Origin of the sequence: Streptomyces venezuelae (assembly GCF_008642375.1) — a bacterium.
Classification (GTDB): Bacteria; Actinomycetota; Actinomycetes; order Streptomycetales; family Streptomycetaceae; genus Streptomyces; species Streptomyces venezuelae_G.
In genome coordinates this window covers 4,701,200-4,725,552 of the sequence record NZ_CP029194.1, presented here as the reverse complement: position 1 = coordinate 4,725,552, position 24,353 = coordinate 4,701,200, and the positions used below count along the sequence as shown (strand labels likewise).

At 74.1% G+C, this 24,353-nt stretch carries 17 protein-coding genes; 2 read left to right on the top strand and 15 right to left on the bottom strand.

Going from position 1 to position 24,353, the window contains the following annotated elements:
• Positions 1–5: 5 nt before the first annotated feature.
• The 3 genes from DEJ46_RS21710 to DEJ46_RS21700 form a co-directional block, all read right to left on the bottom strand.
• On the bottom strand, positions 6–1,565 hold the full coding sequence (locus DEJ46_RS21710; RefSeq protein ID WP_150268816.1) for an alpha/beta hydrolase: 1,560 nt from the start codon (positions 1,563–1,565) through the stop codon (positions 6–8).
• A gap of 83 nt (positions 1,566–1,648) precedes the next feature.
• Positions 1,649–2,851 carry a DNA polymerase III subunit delta' gene (locus DEJ46_RS21705; protein ID WP_150268814.1) on the bottom strand — a complete coding sequence of 401 codons (1,203 nt, stop codon included), beginning with the start codon at positions 2,849–2,851 and terminating at the stop codon, positions 1,649–1,651.
• Between the two features lie 67 nt (positions 2,852–2,918).
• Positions 2,919–3,140, bottom strand: coding sequence for a hypothetical protein (locus DEJ46_RS21700; RefSeq protein WP_223834909.1), 222 nt, complete (start codon positions 3,138–3,140; stop codon positions 2,919–2,921).
• 148 nt (positions 3,141–3,288) lie between these two features.
• On the opposite strand from DEJ46_RS21700, the gene DEJ46_RS21695 reads away from it, so the two are divergent.
• Positions 3,289–4,485: a sensor histidine kinase gene (locus DEJ46_RS21695; RefSeq protein WP_150268812.1), complete on the top strand. Its 1,197-nt coding sequence runs from the start codon at positions 3,289–3,291 to the stop codon at positions 4,483–4,485.
• Positions 4,473–5,117 carry a LuxR C-terminal-related transcriptional regulator gene (locus DEJ46_RS21690; RefSeq protein WP_150268811.1) on the top strand — a complete coding sequence of 215 codons (645 nt, stop codon included), beginning with the start codon at positions 4,473–4,475 and terminating at the stop codon, positions 5,115–5,117. Before DEJ46_RS21695 ends, DEJ46_RS21690 begins: the two co-directional genes overlap by 13 nt.
• Here the strand turns inward: DEJ46_RS21690 and DEJ46_RS21685 are convergent.
• The 12 genes from DEJ46_RS21685 to DEJ46_RS21630 form a co-directional block, all read right to left on the bottom strand.
• The gene (locus DEJ46_RS21685; protein ID WP_150268809.1) at positions 5,107–7,557 is read right to left on the bottom strand and encodes an FtsX-like permease family protein; all 2,451 of its coding nucleotides are present in this window, start codon (positions 7,555–7,557) and stop codon (positions 5,107–5,109) included. The genes DEJ46_RS21690 and DEJ46_RS21685 overlap by 11 nt on opposite strands.
• Positions 7,554–8,324, bottom strand: a complete 771-nt coding sequence (locus DEJ46_RS21680; protein WP_150268807.1) for an ABC transporter ATP-binding protein — start codon at positions 8,322–8,324, stop codon at positions 7,554–7,556. Before DEJ46_RS21680 ends, DEJ46_RS21685 begins: the two co-directional genes overlap by 4 nt.
• A gap of 146 nt (positions 8,325–8,470) precedes the next feature.
• Positions 8,471–11,851: a dTMP kinase gene (gene tmk / locus DEJ46_RS21675; RefSeq protein ID WP_190622802.1), complete on the bottom strand. Its 3,381-nt coding sequence runs from the start codon at positions 11,849–11,851 to the stop codon at positions 8,471–8,473.
• A 150-nt stretch (positions 11,852–12,001) separates the two neighbouring features.
• Complete coding sequence (gene topA / locus DEJ46_RS21670; protein ID WP_150268805.1) at positions 12,002–14,872, bottom strand: type I DNA topoisomerase; 2,871 nt, start codon at positions 14,870–14,872, stop codon at positions 12,002–12,004.
• Between the two features lie 283 nt (positions 14,873–15,155).
• Complete coding sequence (locus tag DEJ46_RS21665) at positions 15,156–15,353, bottom strand: hypothetical protein (protein ID WP_150268803.1); 198 nt, start codon at positions 15,351–15,353, stop codon at positions 15,156–15,158.
• 233 nt (positions 15,354–15,586) lie between these two features.
• Positions 15,587–16,378, bottom strand: a complete 792-nt coding sequence (locus DEJ46_RS21660; protein ID WP_223834904.1) for an ABC transporter permease — start codon at positions 16,376–16,378, stop codon at positions 15,587–15,589.
• A gap of 14 nt (positions 16,379–16,392) precedes the next feature.
• Positions 16,393–17,166 (bottom strand): ABC transporter permease, encoded by a 774-nt coding sequence (locus DEJ46_RS21655; RefSeq protein WP_150268801.1) that lies wholly within the window; start codon positions 17,164–17,166, stop codon positions 16,393–16,395.
• Complete coding sequence (locus DEJ46_RS21650) at positions 17,163–18,269, bottom strand: ATP-binding cassette domain-containing protein (RefSeq protein WP_150268799.1); 1,107 nt, start codon at positions 18,267–18,269, stop codon at positions 17,163–17,165. Before DEJ46_RS21650 ends, DEJ46_RS21655 begins: the two co-directional genes overlap by 4 nt.
• Positions 18,270–18,329: 60 nt before the next feature.
• Positions 18,330–19,331, bottom strand: coding sequence for an ArsR/SmtB family transcription factor (locus tag DEJ46_RS21645; protein ID WP_150268797.1), 1,002 nt, complete (start codon positions 19,329–19,331; stop codon positions 18,330–18,332).
• Complete coding sequence (locus DEJ46_RS21640) at positions 19,328–20,908, bottom strand: N5-glutamine methyltransferase family protein (RefSeq protein ID WP_150268795.1); 1,581 nt, start codon at positions 20,906–20,908, stop codon at positions 19,328–19,330. The genes DEJ46_RS21645 and DEJ46_RS21640 overlap by 4 nt, the downstream gene beginning before the upstream one ends.
• Positions 20,909–21,088: 180 nt before the next feature.
• Positions 21,089–21,754: a small secreted protein gene (locus DEJ46_RS21635; protein ID WP_150268793.1), complete on the bottom strand. Its 666-nt coding sequence runs from the start codon at positions 21,752–21,754 to the stop codon at positions 21,089–21,091.
• 161 nt (positions 21,755–21,915) lie between these two features.
• On the bottom strand, positions 21,916–24,243 hold the full coding sequence (locus tag DEJ46_RS21630; protein WP_150268791.1) for a sodium-translocating pyrophosphatase: 2,328 nt from the start codon (positions 24,241–24,243) through the stop codon (positions 21,916–21,918).
• Between the last annotated feature and the right edge of the window lie 110 nt (positions 24,244–24,353).

The following is a 24,353-nucleotide window of genomic DNA, read 5'->3' as shown; positions in this document are numbered from 1 at the left end:
CACGGCTATGAGCAGCGCTTTCCGTCCTGCGGAGGAGTGCCCTCCAGGAGGTAGGCGTTGATGGCCGTGTCGATGCAGTCGCTGCCCCGGCCGTAGGCGGTGTGGCCGTCGCCCTCGTAGGTCAGCAGGGTGCCCGAGGAGAGCTGGGCGGCCAGGGACCTGGCCCACTTGTACGGGGTGGCCGGGTCGCGGGTGGTGCCGACGACGAGGATCGGGGCGGCGCCGTCGGCGGTGATGCGGTGGGGGCTGCCCGTGGGCCGCATGGGCCAGTAGGTGCAGTTGAGGGCCGCCCAGGCGAGGCCCTCACCGAAGACCGGGGAGGCCTTCTCGAAGGACGGCACGGCCTTCTCGGCGTCGGCGGGGCCCGCGTAGGCCGCCGGCAGGTCGAGGCAGTTCACGGCGGCGTTGGCGGCCATCAGGTTGGCGTACGTGCCGTCCGCCTCCCGCTCGTAGTAGCTGTCGGCCAGGGCCAGCAGCCCCGAGCCCTCGCCGCCGATCGCCCGGGTGAGGGCCTCCCGCAGCTGGGGCCAGGCACCCTCGTCGTACATCGCCGCGATCACGCCCGTCGTCGCGAGCGACTCGCCGAGCTCGCGGCTCTCCCCCGTCGGCACCGGCTTCGCGTCCACGTCGCGGAAGAACGCCCGCAGCGCCTCCCCGGCCGCCGCGACCGACTCCGTACCCAGCGGGCAGTCCTGCCTGCGGACGCAGTCGGCGGCGAAGGCCCGGAAGGCGGTCTCGAAGCCGGCGGTCTGGTCGCGGTTGAGGTCGAGCGCGGACAGGGACGGGTCCATCGCCCCGTCGAGGACCAGCCGGCCCACCCTGGCGGGGAACAGCTCGGCGTACGTGGCGCCCAGGAACGTGCCGTACGAGGCCCCCACGTACGTGAGCTTCTCGTCGCCGAGGACCGCCCGCAGGATGTCCATGTCCCGGGCCGTCTCGACGGTGGAGACGTGCGGCAGGACCTTCCCCGAGCGCTTCCGGCACCCCGCCGCGAACTCCTTGAAGGCCGCGCTCAGCGCGTTGGTCTCCGCCGCCGTGTCGGGGGTCTGGTCCACCTGCGTGTACGCGTCCATCCGCGGGCCCGTCAGGCACTCGACCGGCTCGCTGCGGGCGACCCCGCGCGGGTCGACGGCCACCATGTCGTAGCGGGCGCGGACGGGGGCGGGATAGCCGATGCCCGCGTACCCCTGGAGGTAGCCGACGGCCGACCCGCCGGGGCCGCCCGGATTGACCAGGAGCGAGCCGAGCCGCTTCCCCGGGCCGGTGGCCCTGATCCGCGAGACCGCCAGCTCGACGTCACCGCCGTCCGGCTTCGCGTAGTCGAGCGGGGCCAGCAGCGTCGCGCACTGGAAGCCCGCCACACCGCAGTCCCGCCACTTCGGCTTCTGCCCGTAGTACTTCTTCAGCGCCTCGCCGTCGGGCGCGGCGGACGCGGACGCGCGGGCGGCGGCCTCCGTCGTCGTCCGGGACACGGCGGCGTCGCTTCCGCCCGTGCAGCCGGAGAGGATCAGTCCGGCGGCCGCGAGGGCCGTGGCGGACGTACGGAGCAAACGCCTGGAGTCCATTCCCGGAGCGTATCCGTACGGGTACGGACCGTGTCCAATCGCGCCGGACGCCGTCGACCGGCGTCGACCGCCGTCGAACGGCGTCAGTCGCGGAGCGCCATCGTCATCGCCTCCACCGCGAGCAGCGGTGCCACGTTCCGGTCGAGGGCGTCCCGGCAGGCCAGGATCGCCTCGATGCGGCGCAGGGTCCGCTCCGGCGCGCTGTCCCGGGCGATCCGCTCCAGCGCGTCCCGCACGTCCGTGTTGGCGATGGGCGAGCGCGAGCGGAGCTGGAGCGCGAGCACGTCGCGGTAGAAGCCGGTCAGGTCGGTGAGCGCGAGGTCCAGGCTGTCGCGCTGGGTACGCGTCCTGCGCCGCTTCTGCCGGTCCTCCAGATCCTTCATCACACCGGCCGTGCCGCGGGGCATCCGCCCGCCCTGCGCGGCGCCGAGCGCCGCCTTCATGTCCTCGGTCTCCTTGACGTCGACCTCCTCCGCGACCTGCTTCGCGTCCTCGGCCGCCGCGTCGACCAGCTCCTGCGCGGCCTTGAGGCAGCCGCCGATGTCCCCGACCCGCAGCGGCAGCTTGAGGACGACGGCCCTGCGCGCGCGGGCCCGCTCGTCGGTGGCGAGCCGCCGGGCCCGATCGATGTGCCCCTGGGTCGCACGGGCCGCCGCCTGCGCCGCCTCCGGCTCGATGCCGTCGCGCCGGATGAGCACGTCGGCCACGGCCTCCACCGGAGGCGTCCGCAGCGTCAGGTGCCGGCAGCGGGACCGGATCGTCGGCAGCACGTCCTCGATGGAGGGCGCGCAGAGCAGCCAGACCGTGCGCGGCGCGGGCTCCTCGATGGCCTTCAGCAGGACGTTCCCCGCGCCTTCGGTGAGCCGGTCGGCGTCCTCCAGGACGATCACCTGCCACCGGCCGCCCGCGGGCGAGAGCTGGGCGCGCCGGACGAGGTCGCGCGTCTCCTTCACACCGATGGACAGCAGGTCCGTACGGACGATCTCCACGTCCGCGTGGGTGCCGACGAGGGTCGTGTGGCAGCCGTCGCAGAATCCGCAGCCCGGCACCCCGCCCATCGCCCGGTCGGGGCTCACGCACTGCAGCGCGGCGGCGAAGGCCCGCGCCGCGGTCGCCCGCCCGGAGCCCGGCGGGCCGGTGAACAGCCAGGCGTGGGTCATCTTCGACGCCTCGGGGGCGGGCTCTCCGGCGGCATGGGCGGTCACGAACACGTCGGCGTCGCGCGCGGCGGCGGCGAGCTGCTCCTCGACCCGCGTCTGTCCGACCAGGTCGTCCCATACGGCCATGTCTGCCCCTCCTCAGGTACGCCCTCCATTGTGGGGCAGCGGTCCGACAACCCGGGCCGACCGGACGTCAGACCGCGCCGCGGGCCCGGTCGCCGTCCTGGCCGCGCGTCAGCCACAGGCCGACCGCGGAGCCGAGCACGAGCACGCCCGAGACGACGCTCGCCGCGACGTGCGCGGCGCCGGTCAAGCCCGCGAGCGTGTTGATGAAGGCGTTGACGAGGACGCCGGCCGTGAACAGCAGCCAGAGCAGGAACCGCATGGTGATCTCCAGAGAAGTCGGGGGGTGCATGTCGTGAGGGGTTCGGGGGGTGCATGTCGTGAGGGGTACTGATGCGATCTTCGTCGCGGATACGTCCCCGCACAGCGGTGCCCGCCCCCGGACCGATGGTGGAGCAGGCACCACCGCGCTCCTCGGGTTCGCCGCCTAACCTGGCGGGATGCGCGAGGCGATCAAGGAAGCGGCCCGGGCCTGGTGGCACCTGGCGACCGGGGCCGCTCTCGCCGTCCTCTGTCTGCTGATGGCCGCCGTCGCCCTCTTCACCGCCTTCCTCACCCTCACCGTGATCGGCGCAGGGGTCCTCCCCGAGAGCGTCCTGCTGCTGCGCCTGCTGGCCGGCCGGGAGCGGAGCCGTACCGCCGCCAGAACCGGGACGCCCGTCCCGGAGGCGTACCTTCCGCTCGAAGGCCCCCTCCCCGCGCGCGTGCGGACCGCCGTCACCGACCCCGGCACGCACCGGGACCTGGTCTGGGCCGCGGCGCACGCCGTCTACGGCATGGCGCTGTGGTGCGTCTCGCTCGTGGTGTGGGTGTGCGCGCTGGCGGTCGACGGCGTGTGGACCGGGCTCGCGGGGCGCCGCCCGCTGGTGCTGCCGCTGATCGGCCGGCTCGCCGGCCTGGAGACCGACTGGGCGCGCGCGCTCCTCACCCCGGCCCCGTCCGCCGCCCGGGACGCGGCGCTCGCCGCCCGCGTCGAGCAGCTGACCGCCACCCGGGCGGGCGCGGTCGCCGCGCACGGCGCCGAGCTGCGCCGGATCGAGCGCGACCTGCACGACGGCGCACAGGCCCGGCTGGTCGCGCTCTCCATGCGGATCGGCCTGGCCAGACGGGCGTACGACTCCGACCCCGCGACCGCGCGGAAACTCCTCGACGACGCCCAGGACCAGGCGGAGGAGGCGCTCGCCGAGCTGCGCCACGTCGTCCGCGGCATCCACCCGCCGATCCTCACCGACCGCGGCCTGACCGGGGCCGTGCGGGCCCTCGCCGCGAGCAGCGGCCTGGAGGTGGAGGTGTCCGTGACCGGCCTCGACGACCGTGACGGGAGCGAGGACGGCCGCGGAGCCCGCGCCCCCGCCGCCGTGGAGGCCGCCGCCTACTTCGTCGTCGCCGAGGCCCTCACCAACGCCGCCAAGCACAGCGGCGCCGCCCGCGCCTCCGTCGCCCTCACCCGCGAGGCCGCCGGCCTGCGCGTCCTCGTCGAGGACGCGGGCCGCGGCGGGGCCGAGGCCGGCGAGCGCGGCGGCTCCGGCCTGACGGGCATGCGCCGCCGGGTCGCCGCGCTCGACGGCACCGTACGACTGACCAGCCCCCCGGGGGGCCCGACCGTGATCGAAGTGGAGCTTCCGTGCGTGTGGTGATCGCCGAGGACAACGCCCTCCTCAGGGAGGGCCTGGTGCTGCTGCTGTCCTCCTCCGGCCATGAGGTCGCCGGGGTCGCCGCCACCGGCCCCGAGATCCTGCCGCTGCTCCTGGAGCACCGCCCGGACGTCGCCGTCCTCGACGTGCGGCTGCCGCCCGGCTTCCGCGACGAGGGGCTGCGGGCGGCGCTCGCCGCCCGCGAGCAGCTGCCCGGACTGCCGGTGCTCGTCCTCTCCCAGTACGTCGAGGAGACGTACGCGGCCGAGCTCCTCGGCGGCGGCGCCCGGGGTGTGGGCTACCTCCTGAAGGACCGGATCGGACGGGTCGACGAGTTCCTGGACGCCCTGGAGCGGGTCGCCGCCGGCGGCACGGCCCTCGATCCGGAGGTCGTCGCCGAGCTGCTCGCCCGGCGCCGCGACGACCCCCTGGACTCCCTCACCCCGCGCGAGCGCGAGGTCCTGGAGCTGATGGCCCAGGGGCACGACAACGGCACGATCGCCCGCTCGATGGTGGTGACCGAGCGGGCCGTGCACAAGCACATCGGGAACGTCTTCGCGAAGCTCGGCCTGCCGCCGGGCGACAGCGGCGGCCACCGCCGGGTCCTCGCCGTGCTCGCGTACCTCAACGCCTGAGGCGCCGCCCCGAGGCCGGCAGGAACACGCCCGCCGCCACCGTCACGACCACCGTCCCCGCGATCAGCGCGGCCTGCGCCGGCGGCAGGTAGGGCGGACCGCCCGTCAGGGCCCAGGCGAAGGCGGTCAGCGGCAGCGCGGCCACCACGGCCCCGAGGAGCAGCCCGGTGGCCGTCAGGAACCCGGCCTCCAGACCGAGCATCCGCCGCACCTGACCGACCGAGGCACCCACCTGGCGCAGCAGCGCGAGCTCGCCGCGCCGGCCGGCGCCGATCAGGGCGAGGGTGCTCAGGACGGAGAGGACGGTGAGCGCGCCGATCGCGGTGACGACCGCCGCGGAGACGATCCCGTTCAGCTCGGCCCCGGCCGCCGTCACCCGCTCCGGTACGACGCCGCCGGCGGCGGCCGGCCCCGTGGACCCGCCCTCCTTCGCCGCCAGCACGCGCGCGGGGTACGGGTCGGTCATGTGCGGGGCCAGTTCGGCCTTCGGCAGCAGGAACTCGCCGAGGGCGAGCGAGCGTGCGTACACCGCCGCCACCCGCAGCCGCTTCTCCGTGCCGTCGCCGAGCCGCAGGGCCACTGTCGAACCGGGCCGCGCGTCCAGCGAGTCGGCCATGTCCGCGCCGACCGCGACCGTCCCGCGCGCCGCCAGTCCGGCCAGGTCACCCGCGACCACTCCCGGATCGAGCGTGCCCTTCAGGCCGTCGGCGTCCACACCGAGGACCGGGAGCCGGTCGAGGCGCGGCGTACCGGCCTCCGTGCGGGCCAGGACCACCGTCGAACGCAGCACGTCCGTCGCCGCGGTCACGCCCGGCAGCTTCCGCACCCGCTCCGCCGTCGTGCCGGAGACCGCGAGGTCGGCGCTGGTCGCGGCCCTCGCCTGCTCCTCGGCGGCCCGCCCCATGGTCGAGCCCGCCGTCAGCTGCACCAGCGCGAAGGAGGTGACGAGGACGACCGGGACGAGGGCGGCGCCGAGCCGCCGCGAGTGCGCGGTCGCACCGGCCGCCGTGAGCCGTCCGGGCGCCCCGCCGAGCCGGCGCAGCGGCCCGTCCAGGATCCGCATCGCGCCCCGTGCGATCCACGGCCCGAGCAGCGCGCACCCGGAGACGAGCGTCACCGTGGCCGCGCCCGCCGCGGCGCCGGCCGCCTCGCCGCCCTGGGTCGTGGCCGTCACGGCGGCCGCCGCGCCCAGGACCAGCAGGACGAGCCCGCCGACCCGGCGTGCGGCCCCCTTGCCCGCCCGGCCCGCCCGGCGGGTGGAGAAGAGGACGACGAGCCGGGCGAGGCCCACCACGACGGCGGCGACGACGAGCGCGGAGGCGAGCAGCCAGGGCGGTGTGGGCAGGACGAGCCCCTCCGGTACGACTCCGGTACGGGCCCGCAGCAGCGACCACGCGGCCAGGAACGTCGGTACGGCCGCCAGCGCGCCCAGCACCGCCGCGACGCCCGCCACCCGGGTCACCTCCCGCCCGGCGGCGGCCCGCACCTGACGGGGCGTCGCGCCGACCGCGAGGAGCAGGTCCCGCTCGGGGCCGCGCTGGCCGAGCGCCTGCGCGACGAGCGAGGAGAGGACGAGGACGGCGATGAGGAGAACCGTTCCGGAGACGGCGGCGAGGAGCTGGAGGAGCTCGGTGCGGGCGGGCGGCGCGGCGAGGTGTTCGGCGCCGCCCCGGCCGTCGCCGGTGAGTGCCCGGAGGGGCTGCCCCGCCGCGGTGTCCTTGAGCCCGGCACCGTCCAGAGCCGCCCGCACGCGCGCGTGGAGGGTGTCCACGGGGACGCCGGGCTCGGCGAGGACCCCGACTGCGTCCACGGCGCCCGGGTGCCCGGCGAGCCGCCGCGCCTCCTGCGCGGTGACGTACAGGGCGGCGGGCCCCTCGGCCACGCCGACGACCTTCCGCCCGGCCACGGTGTCCCCGACCCGGACCCCGGCGCCGGTCCCCGCGACGGCCTCGCCGGCCTTACGGGGCTCCCGCCCGTCGAGCAGCTCGTACGGCGCGAGCGCGGCGGCCTCCCAGGACCGCCCGGCGTACGCCGCGCCCTCGGCACCCGCCGGGGCAGCGGCCCCCGTCCCCGACTCCCGTACGACGAAGGTGACGTCCGGGACCGCGGCCCGGACGCCCGGGACCTCGCGCAGGACGTCGACGGCCGCGGCCGGGATCCGTACGCGCTCGGTCAGCCCCGCCGAGACGGTCGTCGGCTCGCTGCCCCACGGGTCGGTCGTCCAGCTGATCTCCTGGTCACCCGCGACGACGACGGGCGCCGCCGCGTACCGCTCCACGCGCGCGTGGCCGAGTCCGGCCGAACCGATCGCGAGGGCGAGCGCGCCGAGCAGCGCGGAGGTGACGACGACGGCCGCGAAGACGGCCGCCCAGGCCTTGCGGTGCGTCCGCAGCGACCGGGCGGCGAGCAGCCTCACCGCCGGGTTCCCGAGCGCGCTCATCGTGCGACCGCCAGGTGCCGACCGGCCGGCGCGCCGAGGGCCGCCCGGATCCCGGCCTCGTCCGGCCTGTCGAGGCGGCCGACCAGTCGGCCGCGCTCCAGGAACACCGCCTCGTCCGTCCACGCCGCCGCCACCGGGTCGTGCGTGACGAGGACGACGGTCCGGCCGTGCTCGTCCACGGCGCGCCTCAGCAGGGCGAGGACCCCGGCGGCGGTGACCGGGTCGAGCGCGGCGGTCGGCTCGTCGGCGAAGACGACCTCGGGTTCGTCGATGAGGGCCCGGGCGATCGCCACCCGCTGGCGCTGGCCGCCGGAGAGGTTCTCCGGCAGGTCCTCGGCCCGGTCGGCGAGTCCCACGGCGGCGAGACCGGCCAGGGCGCGGGCGTCGAGCTCACGGCCCTCGCGGGCGCCGGCGAGCAGCAGGGGCAGGGTGACGTTCTCGCGTACGTTCAGGGCGGAGACGAGGTTCAGCGACTGGAAGACGAAGCCGACGCGGTCGCGTCGCAGCCGGGTGAGCGCGGGCGCCTTCAGGGTGGCGAGGTCGGTGCCCCCGATCCGTACCGTGCCCGCCGTCGGCCGTTCGAGGCCCGCCGCGCAGCGCAGCAGCGTGGACTTCCCGGAACCCGACCTGCCCATCACGGCCACGAAACGCCCGCGCGGAACGACGAGGTCCACCCCGTCGAGCGCGGGCGCCCCGCCTCCGTACGTGCGGCTCACCCCGTCCAGGGCGAGGGCGGCACCGTACTCCGTCACTGCTGTCGTCGTCATACCGACGAGGCTAGAAAAGCACAGGTCACAGCGGTATGGAGCTGGCTTCCGGGTCGATGGTGGGGCTAGCTGCACCATCGACCCGGAAGCACGCGGGACACCCACGCGGACCAAGCACGCGGACCGAGCCGCGGTACCTCGGCGCGTCAGCGGCGACGACGGCCGTCGTTCTCGTCGTCGTGCGGGCCGAACAGCTCGTCCGCGAGGGTCGGCAGATCGTCGAGGGGGGTCTCCTCGGCCCAGTCCGAACGGCGGCGCGGCTGCCCGTTCTCGTCGAGCTGAGGCAGCTCACGGGTCCGGTCGTTCGCCCCGTGCGGCTGCTGCGGCTGCTGCGGCTGCGCGGGCTGCTGCCGCTCGTCGCGGAAGATGCCCTGCGGCACCCGGTCGGCCGGGTCGGACACGCGGGGATCCTGCACCGCGGGCAGGACGGCGGTCTCGTCGACGGCCCGCGGGTCCCGGATCTGCGGCAGGACGGCCGTCTCGGCCTCCGGCTTCAGGATCGGGGTGGCCACGGTGACCTCTTCGGGCGAGACGGTGGGTGCCTCGGGCGCGGCGTCCGGCTTCACCACCGGCGTCGGCACGGTGACCTCGTTCGCCGACACCTCACGGGCCCGGGCGGCCCGCTCGGCAGCAGCCCGCTCAGCGGCTGCCTTCTCGGCAGCGGCCTTCTCGGCAGCGGCACGCGCGACAGCGGCCTTCTCCTCGGCCGCCGCACGCTCGGCCGCCGCCTTCTCGGCAGCGGCCTTCCTCTCGGCAGCCGCCTTCTGCTCCGCCGCCGCGCGCTGCGCCGCCGCCTGCTCCGCGGCGGCCCGTTCGGCCGCGGCCTTCTCTGCGGCGGCCTTGGCGGCGGCCTCGGCCGCGACCTTCTCCGCGGCAGCCTTCGCCGCGGCCTCCTCCGCCGCCTTCGCGGCGGCAGCGGCCTCGGCCATCCGGCGGGCCTCCTCGGCCCGGAGCAGGGCCTCCTCGGCCTTGCGCTGCTTCTCCAGGCGGCGCTCCTCCGCCTCGGCCCGGAGCCGCGCCTCCTCCTCGGCCTCCTTGCGGATGCGCTCCTGCTCCTCCAGGCGGGCCTTCTCCTCGGCGGCGAGGCGCTTGCGCTCCTCCTCGGCGGCGAGCTCGGCGGCGATCCGGGCCTCCTCGGCGCGGCGGCGCTCCTCCTCGGCCTGGCGCTCGGCCTCAAGGCGGCGCGCTTCCTCCTCCTCGCGCCGCTTGCGCTCCTCCTCCTCGGCGCGGAGCTTGGCGAGCTGCTCCTGCCGCTCGCGCTCCAGGCGCTCCTCCTCGGCCTTGCGGGCGGCCTCTTCCTCCGCCAGCCGCCGCGCCTCCTCCTCGGCCTTCCGGCGAGCCTCCTCCGCGGCCTTCACCTCGGCCTCGGAGAGCGGCAGCACCCGGTCGAGCCGGTGGCGTACGACGGTGGTGACGTCCTCGGGCTCCTGCCCGGCGTCGACGACGAGGTAGCGGCTCGGGTCTGCGGCCGCGAGGGCGAGGAAACCGGCCCGCACGCGCGCGTGGAACTCCGGCGGCTCGGACTCCAGACGGTCGGGCGCCTCGGTGAAGCGCTCCCGGGCCGTCTCCGGGGAGACGTCGAGGACCACGGTGAGGTTCGGGACGAGCCCGTCCGTCGCCCAGCGCGAGATCCGGGCGATCTCCGTCGGGGACAGGTCGCGGCCGGCGCCCTGGTAGGCCACGGACGAGTCGATGTACCGGTCGGAGAGGACGATCGCGCCCCGCTCCAGAGCCGGCCGGACCAGGGAGTCGACGTGCTCGGCGCGGTCGGCCGCGTACAGCAGGGCCTCGGCGCGGTTCGAGAGCCCCGCCGACGACACGTCGAGGAGGATCGAGCGGAGCCGCTTGCCGATCGGGGTGGCACCGGGCTCGCGGGTGACGACGACCTCGTGGCCCTTCGCCCGGATCCACTCGGCGAGCGCCTGGACCTGGGTGGACTTCCCGGCTCCGTCGCCGCCCTCGAGGGCGATGAAGAAGCCGGTCGCGGCGGGTGCCTGGGCCGGGTCGGAGCCCCGCAGCGCGTCGCGCAGGTCGCGGCGGAGCGGGACCCCGGCGCGGTCGTCGGTCTTCGCGAGGACGAGCGCGGCGACGGGCAGCAGCAGGGCGCCGACCAGGGCGAGCGTGAAGGCGGCACCGCCCTCCGCGATGACGGTGCTGCCGGTGGCGAGGCGGTACGGCCCGATGGCGGCGGCGAGCAGCGGCGCGGCGAGCGCGCCGACGGCCATGCCGACGCGGGCGTTGGCCTGGAGGTGCTCGGTGGTCCGGGCCCGGCGCGGCTCCTCGGTCTCCTGGTCGACGAGGGTGTGGCCGGTGTTGGCGGCGACCCCGGCCGCGTACCCGGCGAGGACGGCGAGGAACAGCACGGTCGCGGTGTCCGGGACCAGGCCCATGGCGATCAGCGCGACTCCGGTGACGGCGGTCGCGAGGGCGAGCAGCCGGCGCCGGGACAGGACGGGCAGGACCTTACGCGCGGTGCGGATGCCGACGGCGGTGGCGCCGCTGAGCGCGAGGATCAGGAGGGCGTAGGTGACGGGGCCGCCGCCCAGGCCGTACGCGTGGAGCACGGCGAGGGACGCGGCCGCGGCGATCGCCCCGGCGACGGTGGCGCAGGTCAGGACCAGCAGCGGCAGGGCGCCGGTGCGGCCCTTGTCGCCGGTACGGCCCTTGCCCTCGCCGGCGGAGTCGGTGCCGGCCGCCGACGGGCGGCGCAGGCCCTCCAGCGGCGAACGGGGCCTCGGCGTGGCTCCGCCGGGCAGGGCCATCACGTAGAGGCCGGTGACGGAGGCGGCGAACAGGCCGGCTGCCACGTACGAACCGAGGGCGGCCTGGTGCAGCGAGAACCAGTCGATTCCGGCGCCGAGCAGATTGCCGACGAGCGTCGCGACGAGCAGGACGGCGGCCGCGGCGGGCACCGCGAGGAAGCCGGTGCGCTGGGACAGCCGGCGCAGCGCGCCGAGGTGGTCGGGGAGCGGCCGTACGGCGTCGCCCTCCAGCGGCGGAGCGGGCAGCAGCGCGGGCGCGGCGCCCTCGCGGCAGACCGTCCAGAGCCGCTCGGCCGCTCCGGTGACGAAGACGGTGCCGAGGAGGTACCAGAGCGCGTTCTCGGGGGTCCAGTCGATCCACAGGGGGGCGATGACGAGGAGCGCGATCCGCAGCCCGTCGGCGCCGATCATGGTCCAGCGGCGGTCGAGCGGGCCGTCGGGCCGGGTGAGCGAGGTGAGCGGCCCGAGCAGGACGGCCCCGAAGAGGACCGTGGCGAGCAGGCGCGTACCGACGACGGCGGCCACGGCGAACGCGGCGCCGCGGTAGCCGCCCCCGAGGGCACCCGCGGCGACGGCCGCCTGGAGGCCGAGCAGGACGAGGACGAGGAGGGCGAGGGCGTCACCGACGCCGCCGGCGACCTGGGCGCCCCACAGTCTGCGCAAGGGCTGATGGCGCAGGAGGGCCCGTACGGCACGCTCCTGGGAATCCGCGACGAGTGCGGCGTCGGAATCGCCGAGGCGGTCTGGCTGCTCTGCTCGCGTCATCCGTCCACCCTATCCGGACGCCCTTGCTCCCCGCGGCCTCCGACCGAACATCCGGACGAGCCTGTGACAGGACGAACGCGGGAGGGGCGAAGGCCACCGGCCTCCGCCCCTCCCGCACACCCCGAGCCGCCCCGCAGGCCGGCCGCACGGCTACTCCGGCTGAGCCGCCGCCGTCTTCCTGGCCGCGGCCGTCTTCTTCGCGGCGGTGGTCTTCGCCGCCGTGGTCTTCTTCGCGGCCGTCGTCTTGGCGGCGGTGGTCTTCTTCGCCGCCGTCTTCGTGGCCGTCTTCTTGGCCGTCGCCTTCTTCGCGGTGGCCTTCTTCGCCGGGGCCTTCTTGGCGACCTTCTTCGCCGGTCCCTTGGCGCGCTTCTCGGCGAGGAGCTCGTAACCGCGCTCCGGCGTGATCGTCTCCACGCTGTCGCCGGTCCGCAGGGTGGCGTTCGTCTCGCCGTCCGTCACGTACGGGCCGAAGCGCCCGTCCTTGACGACCACGGGCTTCTCGCTGACCGGGTCCGTGCCCAGCTCCTTCAGCGGGGGCTTGGCCGCCGCCCGGCCACGCTGCTTCGGCTGCGCGTAGATCGCGAGCGCCTCTTCGAGCGTGATCGTGAAGAGCTGCTCCTCCTCGGTGAGCGACCGCGAGTCCGTGCCCTTCTTCAGGTACGGGCCGTAGCGGCCGTTCTGCGCGGTGATCTCGACGCCCTCGGCATCCGCGCCGACGACCCGGGGCAGGGACATCAGCCGGAGCGCGTCCTCCAGGGTGACGGTGTCGAGCGCCATCGACTTGAAGAGGGAGGCCGTCCGCGGCTTCACCGCGTTCTTGCCGGTCTTCGGAGTGCCCTCGGGCAGGATCTCGGTGACGTACGGGCCGTAGCGGCCGTCCTTCGCGACGATCTGGTGGCCGCTGACCGGGTCGGTGCCCAGCTCGAAGTCGCCGCTCGGCCTGGCGAGCAGTTCCTCGGAGTACTCGACGGTCAGCTCGTCGGGCGCCAGGTCGGCGGAGACGTCTGCCTTCTGGTAGCCCTCCTGGTCCTTCTCGCCGCGCTCGATGTACGGGCCGTACTTGCCGACGCGGAGCATGATGCCGTTGCCGACGGGGAAGGAGGAGATCTCGCGCGCGTCGATCGCGCCGAGGTCGGTGACGAGCTCCTTGAGGCCGCCGAGGTGGTCCCCGTCGCCGTTCCCCGCGTCCGCCGCGCCGCCGGAGGCGACCGCGCCTGAGCCGTCGCCCTCACCGAAGTAGAAACGCTTCAGCCACGGCACGGACTGGGCCTCGCCCCGCGCGATGCGGTCGAGGTCGTCCTCCATGCGGGCGGTGAAGTCGTAGTCGACGAGCCGCCCGAAGTGCTTCTCCAGGAGGTTGACGACGGCGAAGCTCAGGAAGGACGGCACGAGGGCCGTGCCCTTCTTGAAGACGTAGCCGCGGTCGAGGATGGTGCCGATGATCGACGCGTACGTCGACGGGCGGCCGATCTCGCGCTCTTCGAGCTCCTTGACCAGCGAGGCCTCGGTGTAGCGGGCCGGCGGCTTCGTCGCGTGGCCGTCCGCCGTGATCTCCTCGGCGGTCAGCGCGTCGCCCTCGGCGACCTGCGGCAGGCGCCGCTCGCGGTCGTCGAGCTCCGCGTTCGGGTCGTCGGCGCCTTCGACGTACGCCTTCATGAAGCCGTGGAAAGTGATCGTCTTGCCGGACGCGCTGAACTCGGCGTCACGGCCGTCGGCGGCCCGGCCGCCGATCTTCACGGTGACCGAGTTGCCGGTGGCGTCCTTCATCTGGGAGGCGACGGTCCGCTTCCAGATGAGCTCGTAGAGCCGGAACTGGTCGCCGGTCAGGCCGGTCTCCGCGGGGGTGCGGAAACGATCACCCGAAGGGCGAATCGCCTCGTGCGCCTCCTGCGCGTTCTTGACCTTGCCGGCGTAGACGCGCGGCTTCTCCGGCAGGTAGTCGGCGCCGTACAGCTGCGTGACCTGCGCCCGCGCCGCCGTCACGGCGGTGTCGGACAGGATCGTGGAGTCCGTACGCATGTAGGTGATGAAGCCGTTCTCGTACAGCTTCTGCGCCACCTGCATGGTCGCCTTCGCACCGAAGCCCAGCTTGCGGCTCGCCTCCTGCTGGAGGGTCGTGGTGCGGAAGGGGGCGTACGGGGAGCGGCGGTACGGCTTCGACTCCACCGAGCGCACCGCGAACGCGGTGTCGGCGAGCGCGGCGGCCAGGGCGCGGGCGTTCGCCTCGTCCAGGTGGAGGACGCTGTCGGTCTTCATCCGGCCGTCGGCGCCGAAGTCACGGCCCTGCGCGACACGCTTGCCGTCGACCGCCGCGAGGCGCGCGACCAGCTGCGACGGGTCGGAGGCGTCACCGGTGCGGCCGGTGCCGAAGGTGCCGGTGAGGTCCCAGTACTCGGCGGAACGGAAGGCGATGCGCTCGCGCTCCCGCTCGACGACGAGGCGGGTGGCCACCGACTGGACGCGGCCGGCCGACAGCTTCGGCATGACCTTCTTCCACAGGACCGGCGAGACCTCGTAGCCGTAGAGGCGGTCGAGGATACGGCGGGTCTCCTGGGCGTCGACCATGCGCTGGTTCAGCTCGCGCGGGTTGGCGACGGCCTCGCGGATCGCGTCCTTGGTGATCTCGTGGAAGACCATCCGGTGGACCGGGACCTTGGGCTTCAGGACTTCCTGGAGGTGCCACGCGATGGCCTCGCCCTCGCGGTCCTCATCGGTGGCGAGGAAGAGTTCGTCGGACTCGGCGAGCAGCTCCTTGAGCTTCCTGACCTGCGCCTTCTTGTCGGCATTGACGACATAGATGGGCTGGAAGTCATGCTCGACGTCGACTCCGAGGCGGCGCACCTCGCCGGTGTACTTCTCCGGCACCTCGGCGGCGCCGCTGGGGAGGTCGCGGATGTGCCCGACGCTCGCCTCGACGACGTAGCCAGGGCCGAGGTAGCCCTTGATCGTCTTCGCCTTGGCAGGCGACTCGACGATGACGAGTCGGCGGCCGCCGTGTGCGGTCTCGCTGGTCGGGGACAACTTCGCTCTTCTCTCCGGATCGACACTCTCTGGCACGTACGGCACTGGCACGCACGGCAGCGGCACGGACGGTGACGCTCCCGTCGCTGCGGAGTGTGACGGTACAACCCGCCCCCGTGTCAAACGGCGAAAGCCCGCAACGGCCACTCGAACGGTAACCCGAGTCCTGGCATTCCTGCCGCCCGGACTCCCGGTCGGGCGGGGCGGGCGGCGGAGCGGGCGGCGCGCCGGAGCGTCGGAGAGAGACCCCGAGAGGGATCCGGGGAGAGCCCCGGAGCGGGATTCAGAGTCTGCCGAAGCACCAGACGCCGAGGAGGACGAAGGCCGTGCCGAAGAGGCTCGTGGCCGCCAGGGCCGTCCGCGGCCCGACCCCGTACGCCACGGGCTCACGGTGCAGTGTCCGCACGGTGGTCCACAGCAGCAGCGCGCCTCCGAACAGCGTGAACGCCGCCCCCGCGAAGATCGCCGGCCCGCTCTCCATGCCCGTACCCCGTTCCGTCCACGTGCGGGGTTCGTCCTCCCGCGCTCGTCTCCCGCAGCCGAGGCTGACACCTCCGGGCATCGAGGGCGCGAATTCCGGGTGAACGACGCGGACCGTCGCGTACGGTTTCACGAAGATGGCCGGTAGTGACCCACTCCCTTCCGCTTCTCCTGTCACCTCACGTCTCACCTCACGTCTCGCTTCAGGTCTCACCTCACGTCTCGCCTCAGGTCTCACATCACGTCGAGCGTGGCCCGGCGCCGGCTGCCGCGCTCGAAGACGGCGAGCAGGGCGACGGCGAGCAGCCCCCAGCCGGCCCCCACCGCGAGCTCGGTCCCGAGCAGGGACCCGTCCAGGCCACCCCCCGCGGTCAGCCGCCGCGCCGCGTCCGCCGCGTGTGTGAGCGGCAGCAGCTCGCCGGCGAACCGCATCCACTCCGGCAGCGACTCCCGGGGCACGGCGGCGCCCGTCAGCAGGAGCAGCCCCGAACTCGCCACGTTGGACACCAGGAAGACGTCGCGGAAGCGGAGCCCGAGCGCCCCCAGCGCGAGCCCGAAGGCCGAGCAGGCACCGGCGGCGGCCAGCAGCACCAGACCGAGCCCGGGCAGCGCCCCGGCGGGCACGGGCAGCCCGAGCACGAGCGCGGCTGCGGTGAGCACGAAGGCGCTGACGAACAGCCCGTTGAGGACGTACGGGAGGGCGCGGCCCGTCCAGAGCGGGACCCGGTGCCGGGGCGAGAGCAGGACGGCTCCGAGCGTGCCGTACCGGCGCTCGTTGGCGACGGCCATCGTGCCGCCGTACACGCAGGAGGCGGAAGCTGCGAGAACGGCGGTTCCTACAAGATGGAAACGGTCGTCGGCGACGCCCAGTTCCCGTCCGAGGAAGACGAAGAAGAAGACTTGGAGGAGCGGCCCCACCAGCAGGGTTCCGATGAACATCGGCGGGGTCGTCCAGTTGAAGAGCGCCCGGTAGGAGATCGCGCCGCCGACGACGACGAGCCGGGCGGTGGCGGGGAAACGGAACATCTCTGGCCGGCCTTTCAGGCGAGGGCGAGGGTGGCGGCGGCGCGCGCCCGGCGCTCCACCCGCCCGAGGACGAGGACGGCGGCCAGGGCGTAGCAGGCCCCGAGCGCGGCGGCGGCGAGCAGCGGAGTGATCACGTCCCCGCCGGAGGTCGCCGCGTGCACGGCCCGCGCGCCCCAGGTGGTGGGCAGCGCCCAGGACAACGGCTGTGTCCAGGCGGGCAGCACGGTGACGGGCACGAGGAGCCCGGACAGCAGCCAGACGGGCGTGTCCAGCGGGTTGGCCAGGGCGTTGGCGTTCCGCAGCAGGACGAAGGTGGCGGCGAGGAGGAGCCCCATCATGCCGAGGGCGAGGACGCACACGGGCACGGCGAGCAGGAAGAGCAACGGGTGTGCGAAGTCGAGCGGGACGCCGAAGAGAACCACGCCCCACAGGACCGTCGCACCCATCGCGTACGTGCCGATGACGGCGGTCGCGAGGGTGATCGGGAGCAGGACGAGCGCGAGCGGGGCCGGCGCCACGACCAGGGTCTCCAGGGTGCCGAGCCAGCGCTGGTTCTGCACGGCGCCGCCCGAACCGAAGAGCACCGAGCCCCAGATGCCCATCAGTCCGGCGCCGACGGAGGCCGTGAGCAGCCGGTCGGGGTCGCCCGCGGCCCGGAAGAGGTAGACGGCGAGGGTCGCGTAGACGAGCGGGACGAGGACGGCGAAGGTGATCTCGATGGGGGAGCGCGACATGTACGAGACATGGGTGCGCACACCGACGAGGACCAGCCGCAGGACGCGCCTCATACGGTCAGCCCCTCGGACTCGGTCCCGGGTTCGGACCCGGATTCGGCCTCGGATCCGGGTTCGGACCCGGATTCGGCCTCGGATCCGGCCTCGGCAGCCGTCGCGGGCCGGTCCGATCCGCCCGCCGCCGGCTCCTCCTCCTCCACGATCGTGATGTAGGCGTCCTCCAGGGACGGTTCGCGGCTCGTGACCCGGCCGATCCGCAGGCCGTCGAGCGCGGTCAGCACCGGCCCGTGCAGCTCGGCGGAGCCCTGGCCGGTCTGCACGGTGACGACCTGGAGCGCGCCCCGGTCCTCGACCGACGCGCCCCGCACCCCGGGCAGGCGCCGCACCCGGTCGAGCCGCTCCTCGTCCACCCCGTACGCCTCGATCTCCAGCACGTCCCGGCCCCGCACACGGGACTTGAGGCTCTCGGGCGTGCCGAGAGCGCAGATCCGGCCACCGGCGATCACGGCGATCCGGCCGCAGAGTTCGTCGGCCTCGGCCATGTAGTGGGTGGTGAGCAGGACGGTGGTGCCGGCCGCGGCCAGGTCGGCGACCGTGCGGCGCAGGTCGCGGGCTGCGACGGGGTCGACGCCGATGGACGGCTCGTCGAGGAAGAGCACGTCGGGGCGGTGGAGGAGTCCGCGGGCGATGTGGAGGCGCTGCCGCATGCCGCGCGAGTACCCCTCGACGCTCTCCTTCTCCCGGCCCACGAGCCCGACCAGGTCGAGGAGTTCGGCGATGCGCCGCTTCTGGTCGCGGGCCTCGACGCCGTACAGCTCGGCGAAGTAGCGGAGGTTGTCGAGCGCGGAGAGCCGGTCGTACAGGCCGCGGTCGCCGCCGAAGACGTACCCGGTCCTGCGGCGTACGGCGACGGGGTCGCGGGCCACGTCGTGGCCGAACACCCGGGCCGTGCCTGAGGTCGGCAGGAGCAGGGTGTTGAGCATCTTGATGGTGGTGGTCTTCCCGGCGCCGTTGGGGCCGAGCAGGCCGAACAGCTCCCCCGGCGCCACCTCGAAGGTGACACCGCGCACGGCCTCGGTCTCGGTCCGCCGGGGCTTCAGCCATCCGGTCCTGCTGGTGTAGGTGCGGCGCAGCGCGTCCGCCTCGATTGCGAGCATGACGCGGACGCTAGAAGCCCCCGGAGGGGCCGGGCCATCGATTCGGGAGGCCCCGAATCGTCAGGCGACGGCTGCGAGGAGGCCCTCCCCCGCGAGCAGTGCGAGCAGCGAACGGCCGGTGTCCGTCAGCTGGTAGTACACCGAGCGGCCGACGCGGTGACGGGTGACCACCCCGGCCTCGGAGAGCACCGACAGGTGCCCGGAGACCGTGCTGGGCGCGAGGCCGAGCCGGTCGGCGAGCCCGGCCGTGGTCAGCGGCCCGCCCAGCTCGCGCAGGACCGCCGCGCGGCCCCGGCCGAGCATCAGGCCGAGCCGGTCCTCGGCGACGGGCTCGGACGGTTCGCGCAGCGCGGCGGCGCCCCTGGCCTGGAAGCTGAGCGCGAAGACCTCGGGGTCGTCCGTCGAGTAGAGCCGGCAGCCCTCGGCGAAGACCAGCGGCACGAGCACGAGCCGCCGCTCCCCCGGCGCGTACTCGGCGTCGATGTGCTTGGTCAGTTCGAGTACGGGCGGCTGCCACCGCCCCCGGCTCTCCAGGCCGGCGAACAGCGCGTCGACGCCCTCGGTCGCGAACGTCCTGGCCCGGACGAGCACTTCGTCCTCGACGAGCCGGCGCATCGTCGGCCAGTACGGCTCGACGGCGCCCTCCCAGTAGGCCGCGTACGCGTCGGCGAGCGCCGCGCAGGCCGCCTCGGGGTCCTTCAGGTACGGCTGCAGGAAGGGCGCGTCGGCCATGCCGGGGTAGCAGGCGGCCACCTGGGCGCGGACGAACTCCGGGTCGGTGTCCCGCAGAGCCGCCAGCTCCTCGTGGACGTGGACCGTGCCGAACGGGCGGGGCAGCAGGAAGTCGGAAACGTCGTACCGCCCCTCGGCGAACAGCTCCCACAGCGGGCGGAGCCGGTCGTCGCGCCACACCTCGCGCGCCTGCCCGACCCACTCCTGGTAGGGCCAGGAGGGACGGCGCCACGGCAGCGCGAGGTGCATCGAGCAGAAGGCGTCGCGCAGCGGGCTGATCGCGATCCGGGTCGCCCCGAGCGAGGCCTCGTCGAGCTCGATCCGTATCAAGCGCCGCTCCCCTGGCCGACGGCCTCGCCGTCCTCGCCGACGGGCAGCAGGAAGCCCTCCTCGACGAGCAGCCGGATCGCCTGCGGGGTGCGGTCCCGCAGTATGACCGGGTCCTCCCCCATCAGCTGCCCGATCGCGTCGAGGATGCGGCCGGCGCTGAGGGTGCCGTCGCACACGCCGGCGAACCCGGCGCCGACGTGGTCGACCTTGGTGGCGCGGCGCATGCCGCGGTTCTGCCGGAGCACGACGTGCTCGGGGTCCTCGGCACCGGGCAGCCCGACCTGCTCCTGCATCACCTCGGGCGCGAGCGTGAAGCGGTCGGCGAGCAGCGCGGCGTCGTCGTGGCTCCGCAGGTAGTCCTGGCGCTCGAAGTGGGCGCGGATGGTGTCGCCGAGGGGCTGCTCCACGGGGTGCGGCCACTCCTCGATCAGGATCGAGGGCTCGGTGAGGCCGGCCTCCACCGCCGCGTTCCGCCGGATCGTGATCCAGCCGAAGCCGATCGCCCTGGTCTTGCGGGCCTCGAACTCGTCGAGCCAGCGCCCGTACGCCAGCCGGTACTCGTCCGGGTCGCCGCGGTGGTCGCCGCTGTCCCGCAGCCAGAGCTCCGTGTACTGCGTGACGTCCTGGACCTCGCGCTGCACGATCCAGGCGTCGCAGCCGCGCGGCACCCAGGACCGCAGCCGGTCCTGCCACTCCTCGCCCTCCACGTGCTGCCAGTTGGCGAGGAACTGGGCGTATCCGCCGTCGTTGAGCCGCTCGCCCGCCTGCTGCACGAGCGTGCGGCACAGGTCGTCGCCGCCCATCCCGCCGTCCCGGTAGGTGAGCGTGGCGCCGGGGGAGATGACGAACGGCGGGTTGGAGACGATCAGGTCGTACGTGTCGCCGTCGACCGGCTCGAAGAGCGACCCTTCGAGCAGCTCGGCCTCCCGGGCCCCGGAGAGAGCGAGCGTGAGCCGGGTGAAGTCCAGGGCGCGCCCGTTGAGATCGGTGGCGGTGACCAGCGTGGCGTGCTGGGCGGCGTGCAGCGCCTGGATGCCCGAGCCGGTGCCGAGGTCGAGCGCGGAGGCCACCGGCGTGCGGACGGTGATCCCGGCGAGCGTGGTGGAGGCGCCGCCGACGCCGAGGACGACTCCCTCGGCCTTCTTCCCGATGCCCCCGGCACCGCCGACGGCGCAGCCGAGGTCGGAGACGATGAACCAGTTCCCGTCGTCCTTGGCGCCGTCCGGGCCGCCGTACGGCCGGATGTCGACCGTCGCGAGCACGGCGTCGTCCTCGCGGACCACCCAGCCGTCGGCGAGGGCCTCGGCCAGCGGGAGCGCAGCAGCGGCCTTGTCGTGGTCGACGGCACGCTGGAGCAGGAAGAGCCGGACGAGGGTCTCCAGCGGCGAGTCGCCGCGGGTGGCGCGCAGGGCGGGCACGGTCTCGCTGCGGGCGAGCGCCGCGTAGGCGGGGGCGCCGAGCAGGTCGAGCAGTCCGTCGGCGGTGTAGTCGGCGGCGAGGAGTGCCTCGCGCAGACGGTCGGCGTGCGCGGGCACCGGGAGGCGGGGGGGCAGGCTGGTCGTACTCACGGATCCCATTGTGACGGCCGCCACCGACATCCGGGCGGCCGACCCGGCCGCAGACCGGTGCCGGACCGGTGCCGGAACGGCGGCAGACGACCGATCGCCGCTGCCGCCGCTGAGCCGAGGCATGCTCCGGACCTGCTCCGGACCTGCTCCGAGGCTTTGGTCCGGATCCGCTCCGGGTCTTCTCCGGGGCTACTCCGAGGACTCCTCGGAGGGCTTGGCGGAGGCGGAGGGCTTGGCGGAGGCCTCGGCCGAGGCGGTCGCGCCGGACTGCGGCGAGGCCGTGGCCGATCCGGAGGTCTTGGGCGGGACCGAGGCCGTGGGCTTCTGGCAGCCGGGCTGCTTGGCCATCGCCTGGCCCAGCTCGCCCTCCTCCAGCTTGGCGAGGGCCGCCTGGTCCATCTTCTCGATCTTGGTCAGCCCGTCGGCGACGTCCTGGAGGCCGTCCGCGAACTTCTGCTGGTTGGCCGGGTCGAGCGCGTCGACTTCCTTCTTGAGCCCCTCGTAGGCCACGGCGGTGGCGTTGAGCTCCTTGATCGCGTCCTGCTGGACCTTCTCGCCGTTCTCGACGGGCGGGACCCCGGCGGCCTCGACGGCCTTCGCGAGCGCGCGGTCCGCGTTGGCGATGTCCTGGAACGCCTTCGAGTCGGCGGCCTGGATCTCGGCCGGCTTACTGTCGGCGGCCGTCGAGATGATGATCTGGTGGGCGTTGGCCCGCTTCTGGATCTGAGGCTTCGCCTGGTCGCAGAACGTCTTCGCCCAGTCCTCCACCTTGTTGCCCTCGTCGTCGCTGCAACCGGACAGCACGAGTACCAGTACCGCACCGCCGGACAGTGCGGCCGCAAGCTTCTTGTTCACCGGATCGGTCCCTTCCAAGGCTCTCGGCCCCGGAACATACACGCCGAACGGGCTACTTCCACCTTTCGTGCGACGGGTTCATCCCACATTGCAGTCTTTTGAACCAAGCGAGAAGACCGCTCGGACACCTCCGGCGCCCGGGGAATGAGACGGACGACACGTCAGGAGACGGCCACCGAACGCCGCTTGGAAACCCGGACCGCGACGACCACGACGAGGACCGCGAGTCCCGCGACCGCCGCCCGCATCCCGTCGCTGGCGTCCTCCCCGTAACCGAACTTCACGACGGCCGGGGCGATCAGCAGCGCGACGAGGTTCATGACCTTCAGGAGCGGGTTGATCGCCGGTCCCGCCGTGTCCTTGAAGGGGTCGCCGACCGTGTCCCCGATGACGGTCGCCGCGTGCGCCTCGCTGCCCTTGCCGCCGTGGTTGCCGTCCTCGACCAGCTTCTTCGCGTTGTCCCACGCGCCACCGGAGTTGGAGAGGAAGACCGCCATCAGGGCGCCCGTGCCGATCGCCCCGGCGAGGTACGAGCCGAGCGGGCCGACACCGAGCGCGAAGCCGACCGCGATCGGGGCCGTCACGGCGAGCAGCCCGGGCGTGGCGAGTTCGCGCAGCGCGTCCCTGGTGCAGATGTCGACGACCCGCCCGTACTCGGGCTTCTCGGTGTACGTCATGATCCCGGGGTGCTCGCGGAACTGCCGCCGCACCTCGTGGACCACCGAACCGGCCGACCGGGACACCGCGTTGATCGCGAGCCCCGAGAAGAGGAACACGACCGACGCGCCGAGGATCAGTCCGAAGAGGTTGTTGGGCTGCGAGATGTCCATGGAGAGCGTCAGGAGGTCGGCCGCCCCGCCGATCGCGTCGGCCCCGCCGGCCTCGGCCACCGCCGTCTCGATGGCGTCCCGGTAGGAACCGAAGAGCGCCGCGGCCGCCAGGACGGCGGTGGCGATGGCGATGCCCTTGGTGATGGCCTTCGTCGTGTTGCCCACGGCGTCGAGGTCGGTGAGGACCTGCGCGCCCGCGCCCCGGACGTCCCCGGACATCTCCGCGATGCCCTGCGCGTTGTCGGAGACCGGGCCGAAGGTGTCCATGGCGACGATCACGCCGACCGTGGTGAGCAGGCCCGTCCCGGCGAGGGCGACCGCGAACAGCGCCAGCATGATCGAGGCGCCGCCGAGCAGGAACGCCCCGTAGACGGCCAGGCCGATCAGCAGGGCCGCGTAGACGGCGGACTCCAGGCCGAGGGCGACGCCCGCGAGGACGACGGTGGCGGGGCCGGTGAGCGAGGACTTGCCGATGTCCCGCACCGGCCGCCTGCCGGTCTCGGTGAAGTAGCCGGTGAGCTGCTGGATGAGGGCGGCGAGGACGATGCCGATGGCGACCGCGACGAGGGCGAGGACCCGCGGGTCGCCGTCGTGGCCGGGGATGCCGGGCTCGGTGACGCCTTCGAGCTCGGCGTACGAGGACGGCAGGTAGGTGAAGGCGGCGACGGCGACCAGGACGAGCGAGACGGTCGCCGAGAGGAAGAAGCCCCGGTTGATCGCGCTCATCCCGCTGCGGTCGGCGCGCCGCGGGGCGACCGCGAAGATGCCGATCACCGCCGTGACCACGCCGATCGCCGGCACCATCAGCGGAAACGCGAGGCCGTGGTCGCCGAAGGCGGCCATGCCGAGGATGAGGGCCGCGACCAGCGTCACCGCGTACGACTCGAAGAGGTCGGCGGCCATGCCGGCGCAGTCACCGACGTTGTCGCCCACGTTGTCGGCGATGGTGGCGGCGTTGCGCGCGTCGTCCTCGGGGATGCCCTGCTCGACCTTGCCGACCAGGTCGGCGCCGACGTCGGCGGCCTTGGTGAAGATGCCGCCGCCCACCCTCATGAACATCGCGATGAGCGCGGCGCCGAGCCCGAAACCCTCCAGGACCTTCGGCGCGTCGGCGGCGTAGACGAGGACGACGCAGGAGGCTCCGAGCAGCCCGAGGCCGACGGTGAACATGCCGACGACCCCGCCCGTGCGGAACGCGATCCGCATGGCCCGGTGCGCGACCTCGGTGAGGTCCTTCTCGGGTTCGCCCGGCCCTGGGGTGGCCTCCCTGGCCGCCGCGGCGACCCGCACGTTGGCCCGGACGGCGAGGCGCATGCCGACGTATCCGGTGGAGGCCGAGAACAACGCCCCGACCAGGAAGAACAGGGACCGTCCGGCGCGCTGTGACCAGTCGTCGGCGGGCAGCAGCATCAGCAGGAAGAACACGGCGACCGCGAAGACGGCGAGGGTACGCAGCTGCCGCGCGAGATAGGCGTTGGCGCCCTCCTGCACGGCGGCGGCGATCTCCTTCATCTTCTCGGTGCCCTCGCCGGCCGCGAGCACCTGCCGGACGAGTAGCTGGGCGACGACCAGCGCGCCGAGGGCTACGGCCGCGACGACGACCACGATCGTCCGGTTCCCGCTCGTGAGCACCGCCGCGGCGAGCGAAGTGGGGTCCATGGGGACGGATCATAAGGAGATGAACCGGCACAAACGGGGACCCCGCGGAGCCACCGCGCGGATGCACCAATCCGAGCGGGCGCGTCGAGGCGGGCGCGGGTGCCGGGAAC